This window comes from Shouchella rhizosphaerae (assembly GCF_036700015.1).
GTDB lineage: Bacteria > Bacillota > Bacilli > Bacillales > Bacillaceae_D > Shouchella > Shouchella rhizosphaerae.
On sequence record NZ_CP144921.1, the window covers coordinates 3,056,268 to 3,069,324 of the forward strand.

The following is a 13,057-nucleotide window of genomic DNA, read 5'->3' on the forward strand; positions in this document are numbered from 1 at the left end:
TTTCTCTAATAACGAACGATTTGCTCTTATTCAGCGTTCACGAGCTTGTTTGTTAATGTCCCTAATTGTTCAATATGAACGGAAACGGTGTCTCCAGGTTGCAAATAACGCCGCTCTGCTTCAGGTAGGCCGAGAATGACTCCTTCAGGCGTGCCAGTAAGGAGAATATCCCCTGGCTTTAGCGTAAAGTGGCGGGAAACATAACTGATAATCTCGGCACATGTGAAGATCATATCGGCTGTATTCGATTGCTGTTTGATTTCGCCGTTGACTCTTGTCTCAAGCGCTAAGTTTTGCGGATCAGCAATGTCTTCTTTTGTGACAAGAAACGGACCGATTGGGCAAAACCCATCGCATGTTTTTCCTAAAAGCCATTGCGCTGTTTTCATTTGCAGATCACGGGCGGACAAGTCGTTAGCCGTGCAGTAGCCTAACACATAATCAAGCGCCTCGTCCTCAGTGACTTGTTTCGCCGTTTTGCCAATGACAACAGCGAGCTCCACTTCGTAATCCAATGCTTGCGTTACAGGAGGAACGACAATGTTGCTGCCATGACCAGTAAGGGTGTTATTAAATTTGCTAAAGAGAATCGGCGTTTCTGGATAAGGGGAACCTGTTTCATCTGCATGGCGCCTATAGTTAAGGCCGATGCAAATGATTTTCTCTGGGTTCGGAATGGCAGGGCCAAACGTACAGGACTCAATGGCATGCATGTAAGGCCCTGTTTGTTCTAATGTTTGCATGTAAGCTTCTAAAGCTGGCAGCGATTCCGGCTGATTGATCAATTCGTCCATTGTTGCTGGGACTTCCTCAGCAGGGCGAGCTTGCAAAGCCTCATAAATATTCGCAATTTGCCCATTTCGTTCGACGCCTAAGTGGTTGTGTTCCAACGTGCATAATTTCAAGGGAACCGCTCCTTTTTTGGTTTGTTAACTGCTGCTTTTAAAGATGATTGTTCTATTTTAGCATAAAAATCAGAAATCAATCATCGACTTCTTTCGTAGACTAGTTGCTTCTTTTTATCCGTGCTATCAATGATGGGGCTCTTGCTCTTATTGTGAATGCCTAGCTGTTTTTTCGGTATGCGGCTGGCGTTGTTCCAGTTGCAGCCCGGAAAGTCCGATAAAAATGGGGCATACTATGATAGCCGCAGGCTTCAGCAATGGCTTGGATGCTAAGGTCAGTCGTTTTTAGCAAATCTTTTGCTTTAACAAGGCGTTTTGACTTTAAAAACTCGATATAAGTCAGGCCAATAGAGGCTTTGAATTTTTTGCTGAAATAAGAGGGGTGGACACAAGCATGGGCGGCTAACATTTTTAAATCGAGTTCTTCGTGCAAATGGGCGTCAATATAAGCTAAGCTCTCTTTTATCCATGCAGGTACGAGCGGAGACAGTTTTTCTTGGGCAGTGCCGCAGTTTCGCGAGACAAACACGATTGCGTAGCGGATAAGCAACGCCACTGTTTCGCCTGAATACAAATCAGCAATAGCAGTTTCTTTGGCTATTTCGTCAAAGAGGCCAGCTAAAAACGCCCGTTTCTCTCGTTCAATATAATAGCGGTACTGTTTTGTTGTTTTAGCCGTTGTAAAAAGAGAATGGAGTGAGTCAGACTCGGAGCCGATCATCGATGCAAGCAAGCTTGGACAAAAGTACAATGCGGACGTTGTTACGGTTTTGCCTTTGTCAAGAAGCGAACAATGAATGCTGTTGCCGGGGACAATCACAATATCGCCTGAAGCAAGCTCAAAAAAACAATCATCAATAAAAAACGTGCACGTACCTTGATGGACCATAATGATTTCATGCCATTCATGCAAATGGTGTGGCAATTCGTCGTCACATGATTTGGTTTTGTTATGGACAAGCTGGAAAGGCACAATGTGAGATTGGTTAAAGCATTTGCGAATCGGCCCCATATAGCACCTCCTGGTTTAGACTAAAAAAAGCAACTTTTACACCCACAATCGCAATTTATCGTGTTTGGTAATCATGGTAGCATACAGAGGACCATATTTGAAAGCGCTTTCTGTTGGTCGCACTGGATCGTGAGAAAGGCGATTACAGCAAAAGGGAGATGGATGCCAATGAAGGGGGCGACGTTCAAAACAGTCGTATGTGCAATGTGGTGCTTGCTGTTAGTTGGCTGTGGGTATCCGACCGTGGCATCGAAGACGGCGTTAGACGATGTGTATACAATTAATATTGCTTATGGGAATCAGCCTGGGGAACCAATTGATCAACAGGCAAGGAAATGGCAAGAACTAGCAGCAGAAGCGAGCAACGGTCGCTTGCAACTTCAAGTATACCCTAGCTCTCAGCTTGGCAGTGAAAGTGACATGATTGAGTTGGCGATGCGCGGCAACAACGTCATCGTCTTCACTGCGTATGATTTTTTAATGGATTACGTACCTGACTTTGGCATTTTAGGGGCGCCATATTTAGCAGAGAGCTTTGAAGACTTGCTTTATTTGACGACGACCGATTGGTATGCAGGGCTTGAAGAGGAGATGAACGAGCTCGGACTTTCTCTATTAGGGAAGAGGACAATTTACGGAGAGCGGCACTTGATGACCAAAAAAGAAGTCAACACACCGGATGATTTGCGAGGAATGAAAATTCGTGTCCCAAATAACAACTTGTATATCCGTGCTTTCCAAGAGTTAGGAGCTTCGCCAACGCCTCTTCCACTTGGTGATTTATATGCATCATTGCAGCAAGGGGTCATTGATGGCGCTGAAAATCCTCTACCTGTGCTTCAGGGCACTCGTACGAATGAGGTGACGTCACATTTAACACTAACAGGCCACATTAAAGTAATGAGTGTGTGGGTGGCAGGTGCGAAAATGATGGAAGATTTGCCTGATGACCTTGCCAAGATCCTTGCTGAAACGAGTGAGGAAGCGGCTGAGTATACTTATGACATTACCAAACAAAAGGAACAGGAGGCGCTGCAATTTTTCGTCGACGAAGGGATGATGGTCAATGACGTCGATCAAGCTCTGTTCCGAGAAAAAGTCGCTCCTTTTTACGAAAAGATGCCATCATGGTCACCAGGGCTTTACGAAAACGTGCGCGATTTAATGGCACAGAGGCCGAAAGAGGGAGAGGAATGAAGAAGAAAGCGAATAATTGGCTTGAGTCGGTTGATGATTGGATTGGTGCGATTGCTTTGAGCCTGATTGTCATGTTGATTGGTGCCAATGTGTTTTTCCGATTTGTGCTGTCCCAGCCGATTACGTGGAGCGAAGAAATAAGTTTAGCGCTGTTTGTTTGGTTAACGTTTGTCGGCATTAGTGCTGTCATGAAGCGAAATGAACATGTTGGAATTGATTATTTTGTCCGCAAACTGCCTAAAGGGGCGTTCATGTGGGTGCAACGTTTTCGCCTATTTGTGTTACTAGCTGTGACAGGCGTTGTTTTTGTTTATTGGGGCGCAAAGCTAGCCGTTGATACTCATTGGAAGGTAACACCTGTGCTTGGCGTTCCTTTTCGCCTCATTTATATGGCGCTTCCTGTCGGAGGCATCCTTGCGCTCTATCATTTAGTCAGCGTACTTTTGCGCAAGGACCGCTCATTTATTTACCAGGAAGAGAGGAATAGCGATGATGCTTCTTTTGATCGTTAGTGTGATTGTGCTTCTAATTGTCCTGAATGTTCCTGTAGCTTACGCGATGCTTGCAGGTGTGGCTATTTACTTTATTGTCAATCCAAGCTTTATGAATGAAACATTGACGCAACGGGTAGTAAGCGGAGTTGAATCCTTTCCGTTGCTTGGGATTGTCTTTTTTATCACTGCTGGCGTTTTGATGAACTATACCGGAATTACAAAACGAATGCTTGTATTTGCCAAACTTGTAACCGGACACTTGACTGGCGGATTGGCGAAAGTGAATGTGTTGCTTAGTGTGCTAATGGGTGGCTTATCGGGTTCGAATGTAGCGGACGCCGCAATGCAATCAAAAATTGTCGTCCCAGAAATGGTCAAAAAAGGGTACGCGCCTGGTTTTTCAGCAGCATTAACAGCGACAAGCTCGCTCATTACGCCGATTTTGCCTCCAGGAATTGCTTTGATCTTATATGGCTATGTAGGCAATGTCTCCATCGGTGATTTATTTATTGCCGGTATTATCCCAGGTTTTTTATTGGCAGCGATTTTACTCGTTTATGTCCACTTTGCCGCTAAAAAGCGTGGCTTTGAGCAAGAAAAGAACCCTTTCCCTTCTTTCAAACAAGTAGCGATTGCTTCAAAAGACGCTTTGCTTGCTCTTTTGCTGCCAATTCTTATTATCGGTGGCATCCGTTTAGGGATGTTTGGCCCGACTGAAGCTGGAGCCGTTGCAGTCTTGTATGCACTTGTTATTGGCTTGTTTATATACAGGGAAATGACGTTCAAGGATTTAGTCTCCGCTGCGAAAGAATCCGTGCAAATTATTGCCACTGTCATGATTATTATTGCAGCAGGCACCGCATTCGGCTGGATGTTGACACTTGAGCAAGTCCCGCAACAGCTTGCTTCTGCAATGACTACTTCAGTCGAACAGCCACTTGCATTTTTAGTGTTATTGTTGGTGTTTCTGCTCATTGTCGGAATGTTTATTGAAGGAAACGTCATGCTCATTATTTTAACGCCAATCTTTATGCCCATGCTAGAGACATACGGAATTGACCCTGTTCATTTTGGAATCTTTTTTATTCTTTGTTTGAGCATTGGCACAATTACACCACCGATTGGCACGATTATGTTCACAACGGCCTCGATTACAAAGGTGAAAATTGAAACGTTCATTAAAGAGGTCATTCCATTTTGGCTGCTGCTGATTGGCTTAACGCTAATCATTATTTTCATCCCGGCTTTGTCGTTATGGTTGCCGTCTGTCTTGTCTTAAGATCGCAAAGACCTGTGTCGGAGCAGTTGCCAATGAAAATGGCCGTCGCTCCATTTGCGGCTGTGTATGTAGGTTGATCAAGGAAGTGATGACCACACATTGGAATGCTACCAAAACATTGGTTTGCTGTTCCATTTGAATGGAAAGGATGAAGGCAATTTGAGTGAAACAAAGACCCATGTCGTCATGCAGCAAAAGGACAATGTCGCCACTGCCTTGCGGGATTTTGAAAAAGGGCAAGTAGTCACGCTCGCCGGAGAACAGCGACTACATTTAAAAAATCATATAGGCTTTGGCCATAAATTTGCCCTTTGTCCGATCAAAAAGGGAGCAGACATTACAAAATATGGAGAAGTGATCGGTGTTGCTTCAACCGATATTGCAGCAGGAGAGCATGTCCATCTCCATAATGTGGAAGGCAAAAGGGGAAGGGGAGATCAACGCGTATGAGTTTAAAATTAACAGGTTTTCGCCGTCAAGATGGTCAAGTCGGCATCCGCAACCATGTGCTCATTTTGCCAACGATTGTCTGTGCCACCCAGGCTGCGCAAAACGTAACCAAACTGGTCGATGGCACTGTTTCTGTCATTCACCAGCACGGGTGTGCACAAGTGGGAAGCGACTATGAGCAAACGTTTCGGACGTACGTCGGAATGGGATTAAACGCAAATGTTTACGGAGTGGTTGTAATGGGGCTCGGGTGTGAAACACACCAAGGAAAAAGTGTCGCTGAAGAAATTGCTAAGAAGAGCAACAAGCCTGTTGAACTAGTCTCGATCCAAGACTATGGCGGGACGTTGCAAGCGACTTGTGAAGCAGCGCGGATTGCGACCAAAATGGTGCAAGACGCGTCCATGCTAGAACGGGAACCGATTGCGTTTTCTGATCTTATTGTCGGCACGGAATGTGGCGGCTCCGATGCCTGTTCTGGATTGTCGGCCAACCCCGCTGTCGGTTATGTCAGCGATGCCATTGCTGATTATGGAGGCACATCGATTTTGGCTGAAACGACTGAGTTAATCGGTGCTGAACATTTACTCGCCGGCAGGGCAGCCAATGACCACGTCGCCAAGCGTGTTTATGAAGTGATAGAAGCAATGGAAAACCGCGCTTATCAAATGGGTGTTGACATTCGTACCGGTAACCCGAGTCCAGGCAATAAACAAGGGGGGCTAACGACATTAGAAGAAAAGTCTTTAGGTGCAGCAGCAAAAGCGGGAACACGAACATTGCATGAAATTGTTGATTATGCTAAACGACCAACGAAAAAAGGCCTCGTCTGGATGGATACGCCAGGTCACGATATTGAGCAGCTTACAGGGATGACGGCAGGGGGCGCGCAACTTGTCTTGTTTACAAGTGGAAGAGGCACGCCGACTGGCTCGCCAATTGCCCCAGTCATTAAAATCGCAACCAACACGGCGATGTTTGAAAAAATGAACGAAAACATCGATTTTAATGCAGGTACGATTATTGAGGGAATAGAAAGCATCGAATCAACAGGCGAACGCCTATTAGCAGAAGTCGCTGCAGTTGCGTCAGGCAAACGAACGAAAGCGGAAATCTTAAAACAGCATGATTTTGGCATTTGGCGGATTGGCCCTACTTTTTAAGCAGCACGTTCAATCTCCGCTGGCGTTGGCTGACGAAAAGGGAAGGCGGCCGTTATCATTGGTATGTGCAATGATGCCATGTATAATGGAAAATAAACAACAAACACTGACTATAATCAATGGCACATACGAAAAGGGGATACCATGACTGAACAAGCGAAATGGAATTTTGACAACAGTTACGCCCGTCTTCCACAGCCGTTTTTCGCCCGTCTTAAGCCAAACCCAGTGCGGTCGCCAAAGCTTGTCCTCTTTAATGAACCGTTGGCGACTGTCCTTGGCTTGAATGGGGAAGCGTTGCAGCAGCCTGAAGGCGTCGCCGTCCTTGCAGGCAATGTGATCCCTGAGGGAGGGGAGGCGCTTGCGCAAGCATATGCTGGACACCAATTCGGCCACTTTACAATGTTAGGGGACGGCCGCGCATTACTGATTGGCGAGCAAATCACGCCTGATGGCAATAGCTTTGACATCCAGTTAAAAGGATCAGGGCGGACGCCTTTTTCCCGTGGCGGCGACGGTCGTGCGGCGCTTGGACCGATGTTAAGGGAATTTTTGATTAGTGAAGCGATGCACGCACTTGGCATTCCGACAACAAGAAGTCTCGCTGTTGTAACTACAGGAGAAGAAATATGGCGGGAAACAGAACTGCCTGGCGCTGTGCTGACTCGTGTCGCTAAAAGCCATCTTCGTGTGGGCACGTTTCAATATGCAGCTGGGCGTGGCGAAGTAAGCGATGTGAAAACATTGGCTGACTATGCGATTAAGCGCCACTATCCAGAACTAGCAGAAAGCGAGAATCCTTATTTATCCTTGTTGGAACAAGTCATTTCCCGCCAAGCTAACCTAATTTCCCAATGGCAGCTTGTTGGTTTTGTCCACGGCGTCATGAACACCGACAATATGACGATAAGCGGGGAAACGATTGATTACGGGCCTTGTGCTTTTATGGATACCTACGACCCGGCGACTGTATTTAGTTCGATTGATACGCAAGGGCGGTATGCGTACGGCAACCAGCCGCAAATCGCCAACTGGAATTTGGCAAGGTTCGCTGAAACACTCGTGCCTTTGCTTGCTGAAGATGAAACTAAAGGGGTGGAAATGGCCCAATCAGCGATTGAAGGCTTTAAAGGCCAATACGTAAGCAATTGGCTGGCAGGCATGCGCAAAAAGCTAGGCTTATTCAATGCGGAAGACGGTGACAAGGACTTTGTAGAGAAGTTGCTCCGCCTTATGCATGAGCATGAAGCGGATTACACCAATACATTCCGGTTGTTAACACTAGGCCAACCAGAAAAAACGGCGATGAATGGAACTGCTGAATTTTCCGAGTGGCTCGAACAATGGCAACAGCGGCAAAGCAGGCAAGCGCAAACGAAGGATGAGGCGATGAAGCTGATGCGAACCAACAATCCTGCCGTTATCCCACGTAACCACCGCGTCGAAGAAGCGCTTGCGGCTGCAGTCGATGAAGAAGATGACAGCTTGGTGAAACAATTGATTGCTGTATTAAAAGAGCCTTATGCGTACAGCGAAGAGCAAGAACGATATGCCAAGGTGCCAGAACGTTGCCAACATGGCTATGTGACCTATTGTGGCACATAAGTGTAAAAAAAGGGTGCTACCCATGTTCTAAAGAAAGAGCATAACCAAGTGTTATGCTCTTTTTTTGTCTTGACAGCAAGTGCTTGCTGAGCCATACTTACTTTGTTAAATGACTTTATAAAGCGAATTTATAAAGATAGGGATGGAGGTGCCTATGGGAAAAGCGCATACGCAGTTGCTCAAAGAAATCAATTTGGGCAATGTGCGCCGTGCCATGCGGACAGCAGGAAGTGCGACAAAACCGGAATTGGCGGAAGCAACTGGGTTAAGCGTTGTGACAATCGCCTCGCTTGTAAAAGAGCTTATACAGATAGGGGAAATCTACGAAGGAAAGGCAGCTCATTCAACGGGAGGCCGTCCGCCAGTCACGTATCATTACAACTATGACGTTTGCATGGCGTTGTTGGTAATCCTTCATGAGCATAAGGAAGAAGTACTTGTATCGGTGATTAACTTAAACGGCGATGCCTTGAAAAAACAAACACATGTAGTTGCCAATTTTGATGTGGACGCGATTTGTGTTCTTGTCGATGAATATGTAGCGGCCTATCCGGCGATTAAAATGATTGGAATGGGCATTCCTGGCCAGCAAGTGGACGGAGAAATGAAAGTCAGCAGCCATGAAAAACTAATTGGCGCGAGGTTAACGGAAACGATCCAACAGCGATGTGCTTTGCCAGTATGGTGGGAAAATGACATTAATGCTGCCTTGAGCGGCTATTGTGCAAAATATCCGCCAAATGAAGGGGAGTCTGTCATTGGCCTCTTTTTTCCAGAACATCGCCCACCTGGTTCAGCCATGTATATAGACGGAAAATTGTTTAAAGGCAAAAACGGGATGGCGGGAGAAATTAAATTTCTGCCTGTCGACGTTGATTGGTACCAGCCGCTTGAAAGCAGGCGTTTTACTGAATTCGTTTGCTACACGCTGCAACTGCTTAATGCGGTGCTTGCCCCTGACAAAATCATTATTTACCAACATCGCTGCAACAAAGAAGAATTGCTAGCTGCTTGGCAAGCACACGAGCACGATCATCCGATGCCAGTCTCGCCGAAAGTGATTGTATCCGACGGTTATGGTGCTGATTTTTTGCGAGGCTTAAAGGCGATGGTGTTAAGAGGACTAGAAGAAAAAGCGTATGAATGAGAGACGAAATCGGAGGAAACGATGAGAAAACTCGTATGGATGGCCTGTTTGGCGTATTTGCTTGCCGGGTTTGGCCATATTATTATCGGTTCTGTCCTAGAGCCAATGATGGATGCGTATCAGCTTGATTACCGTGATGGCGGACAGCTAATTATGAACCAATTTCTTGGATTTTTAGTAGGGGTGTTGTTTGCGCCTCTTGTTATAAAGGTACTTGGCCGCAGACTCGTTTTGCTGTTGGCGTTAGCGTTGTTTGCAGCCTCGCAATTGTCGCTGTTCTTGATGCTGCCTTGGAATGTATTGCTTGCCATCATCCCCCTTGGAGGTGCAGGGTTAGGGCTTACAGAGACCGTGCTTGCCGGTTTAATTATTGGCAAGTTGAAGGAAAAAAAGGCTTCGATTATGGTGCTGACAGAAGTGTTTTTCGGGGTAGGCGCGCTGGCTGTGCCCGTCCTTTCCGCTCTATTGATTGCAAATGGAATTTGGAATATGGTGTTTTTGGTCGTCGGCGCAGCTGTAATGGTTAGCTCCTGTTTATGGCTGTTTCTTCGTTTTGATGAACATGAGCCGCTGCTAACAAAAGAAGCCGTTGCCGTTGCTGATGGGGGAGAGAAGCCATTAAAGGCTCGTTATCCAAAAACGTCGCTGCCATTAGTTTTATTTGGCTCGATCTTTTTCTTTTGCTATGTTGGCGTCGAAATGACGTTCCCGAATTATTTGCCTTCGATTTTAGCAATGACATCTGACCTTTCCCCGTCTGTGCTTGCCCTTAGCATTACCGTCTTTTGGGGGGCGATGACGATTGGCCGGATGGTCATGGTCTTTGTCGTCGGCAAAGTAAACGTCGCGACCTTGTTTTTGCTTGCTGTTTTTGGCCAGTTAGCGACGCTCGGACTGTTTGCGATTTCTCCCCATTACATCATCAGTTTTATCGTCATCTTTTTCGCAGGGTTGCTAATGGGAGGCATCTTTTCGTTAGGATTGCTTGTTGTCAATGAAGGGCTGCCAGGGCTTGAAGACCGGACAACGAGCTTGTTAATTGCGATGGGTGGACTAGGCGGAGCGCTGTTGCCTCGTCTAACAGGAAGCTTGCTTGATCATTATTCCGTGCAAGTAACACTGCTCGTGATCTTCGCGTTTGCGCTCGTGATGACAGCGTTAATGTTTCTCATCTTCCATTTTCGCAAACGGTTGTTTACAGAAGCGGGAAAAGGTGGCAGTGAACGGATAAGTGAAGTTGGTTGACGAGGACGACAGAGAAAAATGTTGATGAGAACCTGACAAGTCAGGAGAGTGAAAGCCGCAATAGACAGTTTGAAACGGGGCAGCGACGGCTGCCCCGTTCTTACGTTAATCAGGCAATGTGACGCTTACTTCTTCGCCCTCTATTAAGATGCCAAGCTCATGTGGTATCCACGTCCCGCCGTCTATGGAGAGAATGGTGTCGACGTTGCGCAGCAGCCAAGTACATGTTCCTGTTACGCCGTTTGCGCTCAAAGCGAGTGTGTTGCCTGATTTTGAGGCGCGGGCAGAAGCGGCAGCTGTCCCGTTTTCATCGTAGATCGTACACGTTGCTTCATCGCTAATCGCGAATAAATGAAAGGCTACATTTTCGGTATAATCATAGTCCGCTGTTTGCTCTTCTGCGCCGAAAGGGAGAATCGTGTTTTCGCGGACGAGCAGTGGCAATGTTTCATAACTGTGGTGTTCGCTATGCCATTTTCCGCCGTCGATGAACGCGTTTGTCAGGAGGTTGGTCCAATTGCCTGCTGGTGCGTAATAGCGGACGTTTCCTGTGTCATTAAAAATCGGCGCGACGAGCAGGCGGTCGCCAAGCATGTATTGGCGGTCAAGTGTGTGGCATGTTTCGTCATCTCGGTATTCGAGCAGCATCGGCCGCAGCATTGGCACGCCATCTTTGCTTGCTTCGACGGCTTTGGCAAATAAATAAGGCATTAATCGGTTTTTCAATTTCGTAAACGACCGTGTGACATCTACCGCTTCCTCGTCATACAGCCATGGCACTTTGTAATCGCCGCTTCCATGGTAACGGCTATGGGAGGACAGCAAGCCAAATTGCGTCCAGCGCTTGTACAGATCAGGCGTAGAGCCTGTCTCAAATCCGCCAATGTCGTGGCTCCAATAGCCAAAGCCGGCTAGTCCAAGTGAAAGGCCGCCACGGAGCGTCTCGGCCATCGAAGCGTATGTGGAAAAGCTATCGCCGCCCCAATGGACTGGAAATTGCTGGCTGCCCACCGTTGCCGAGCGGGCAAACAGGACCGCTTTGTTTTTTCCTAGGCGCTTTTCAAGCAATGTGTAAACGGTTTCGTTATAAAGGTGCGTGTAATAGTTATGCATTTTCAAAGGGTCTGCTCCATTTGCATAAACGACGTCCGTCGGTATTCGTTCGCCAAAATCGGTTTTAAAGCTATCAACGCCCATGTCAATTAACGTTTCCAACATGTCTGTATACCACGTTTTTGCCTCTTCATTTGTAAAGTCAACTACGCCAAGGCCAGGCTGCCATTTGTCCCACTGCCACACGCTGCCGTCAGGGCGCTTTAGCAAGTAGCCTTTCTGCTTGGCTTCGGCAAATAGCGGTGATTTTTGGCCGATGTATGGATTGATCCATACACAAATGTTTAGCCCTTTTTCTTTTAAACGGGAAAGCATGCCTTTTGGGTCTGGAAATGTCCGTTCATCCCACTGAAAGTTGCACCATTCGAACTCTTTCATCCATAAGCAGTCAAAATGGAAGACATCAAAGGGCAAGTCCCGTTCTAGCATGCCGTCGACAAACGAATGGACCGTTTTTTCGTCATAGTTTGTTAAAAATGACGTGCTTAGCCACAGGCCAAATGACCACTTTGGCAACAGTGGCGGCTTGCCGGTGAGGTTTGTGTAGGTGCGGAGCACATCTTTAAGCGTGTCACCCGAAATAATGAAATACTCAAGCTGTTCGCCGGGGACGCTAAATTGCGCTTTTGATACTTTCTCTGAAGCGATTTCAAAAGATACCCGTTCTGGATGGTTGACAAAAATACCGTAGCCTTTATTGCTCACATAAAACGGAATGTTTTTGTAAGCTTGCTCGCTACCAGTGCCGCCGTCTTCGTTCCAAATGTCAACAGATTGGCCGTTTTTTACAAATGGCGTAAACCGCTCGCCGAGCCCATATACGTATTCGCCGACGTCGAGTGACAGCTGTTCCCGCATAAAGGGAGCTCCGTTATCATCGACAATATGGCTTAAGCATTGCCTTTCGCTTGTTGTAACCAAGTCGCCTTTTCGTGAAAAAGCGAAGCGCCAAACATTTTTGTTGACCGTTAGAACAAGTTCGCCGCTTTGGAAAGAAAAGGACTGTTCGTCTTCTTTGCTGGTAATGTCTGCTTTTTCCGTATATAGAGGGAAATGGGGCCCCTTGTCAACGCCGCCTCCGTGGTGGACGCTATGGACACGAATCACATCATTCATAGGAGCCGATACAGTGACGGTCATCATGCCGCCGTCAAGCGTCATCCCTGGATGGGCGATTTTTTGGAATGGGCCATACAGTGTTGCCTCTGAATCTGTTTTGCGAATGTCATACACTTCTTGCGGAGATCGAATTTCAAAGCCTGCTCGGTTCATCCAGCAGCCATTGCTGAACTTCATCGTCTCACCTCATTTATATGATAGCGTTTTCGAAATCGGGATTATCGTACATGAGATTGCCGCCATGCGCAATGAGGCGGCTAAAGGGAAAAAAGCAAAAAAACGACAGGAGGGCCGGGGAAAAGTCTTGATTGCATGGAGGTTTTCCAGC

At 46.8% G+C, this 13,057-nt stretch carries 11 protein-coding genes; 8 read left to right on the plus strand and 3 right to left on the minus strand.

Annotation, left to right across the window (positions count from 1 at the left end; all coding sequences use genetic code 11):
• Window positions 1-26: 26 nt before the first annotated feature.
• Complete coding sequence (locus tag V5G21_RS15115; protein WP_095316632.1) at window positions 27-905, minus strand: fumarylacetoacetate hydrolase family protein; 879 nt, start codon at window positions 903-905, stop codon at window positions 27-29.
• A gap of 160 nt (window positions 906-1,065) precedes the next feature.
• On the minus strand, window positions 1,066-1,917 hold the full coding sequence (locus tag V5G21_RS15120; protein ID WP_095237012.1) for a helix-turn-helix domain-containing protein: 852 nt from the start codon (window positions 1,915-1,917) through the stop codon (window positions 1,066-1,068).
• A gap of 168 nt (window positions 1,918-2,085) precedes the next feature.
• Here V5G21_RS15120 and V5G21_RS15125 point away from each other — a divergent pair, with 168 nt between their 5' ends.
• From V5G21_RS15125 to V5G21_RS15160, 8 genes are all read left to right on the plus strand, one after another.
• Complete coding sequence (locus tag V5G21_RS15125) at window positions 2,086-3,114, plus strand: C4-dicarboxylate TRAP transporter substrate-binding protein (RefSeq protein ID WP_338464901.1); 1,029 nt, start codon at window positions 2,086-2,088, stop codon at window positions 3,112-3,114.
• Entirely contained in the window at window positions 3,111-3,626 is a 516-nt protein-coding gene (locus V5G21_RS15130; protein WP_035202042.1) for a TRAP transporter small permease, read from the plus strand. The genes V5G21_RS15125 and V5G21_RS15130 overlap by 4 nt, the downstream gene beginning before the upstream one ends.
• Window positions 3,604-4,887, plus strand: a complete 1,284-nt coding sequence (locus V5G21_RS15135) for a TRAP transporter large permease (protein ID WP_095237011.1) — start codon at window positions 3,604-3,606, stop codon at window positions 4,885-4,887. The genes V5G21_RS15130 and V5G21_RS15135 overlap by 23 nt, the downstream gene beginning before the upstream one ends.
• Before the next feature lie 159 nt (window positions 4,888-5,046).
• On the plus strand, window positions 5,047-5,337 hold the full coding sequence (locus V5G21_RS15140; RefSeq protein ID WP_011245980.1) for a UxaA family hydrolase: 291 nt from the start codon (window positions 5,047-5,049) through the stop codon (window positions 5,335-5,337).
• Entirely contained in the window at window positions 5,334-6,500 is a 1,167-nt protein-coding gene (locus V5G21_RS15145; RefSeq protein WP_212930212.1) for a UxaA family hydrolase, read from the plus strand. Before V5G21_RS15140 ends, V5G21_RS15145 begins: the two co-directional genes overlap by 4 nt.
• A 144-nt stretch (window positions 6,501-6,644) precedes the next feature.
• Window positions 6,645-8,105, plus strand: a complete 1,461-nt coding sequence (locus tag V5G21_RS15150; RefSeq protein ID WP_212930211.1) for a protein adenylyltransferase SelO — start codon at window positions 6,645-6,647, stop codon at window positions 8,103-8,105.
• A 154-nt stretch (window positions 8,106-8,259) separates the two neighbouring features.
• Window positions 8,260-9,252, plus strand: a complete 993-nt coding sequence (locus V5G21_RS15155; RefSeq protein WP_063608623.1) for an ROK family protein — start codon at window positions 8,260-8,262, stop codon at window positions 9,250-9,252.
• A gap of 21 nt (window positions 9,253-9,273) precedes the next feature.
• Window positions 9,274-10,497: an MFS transporter gene (locus tag V5G21_RS15160; protein WP_063608622.1), complete on the plus strand. Its 1,224-nt coding sequence runs from the start codon at window positions 9,274-9,276 to the stop codon at window positions 10,495-10,497.
• A gap of 105 nt (window positions 10,498-10,602) precedes the next feature.
• Here V5G21_RS15160 and yicI read toward each other — a convergent pair whose 3' ends face one another.
• Window positions 10,603-12,906 carry an alpha-xylosidase gene (gene yicI / locus V5G21_RS15165; RefSeq protein ID WP_212930209.1) on the minus strand — a complete coding sequence of 768 codons (2,304 nt, stop codon included), beginning with the start codon at window positions 12,904-12,906 and terminating at the stop codon, window positions 10,603-10,605.
• Window positions 12,907-13,057: the final 151 nt, after the last annotated feature.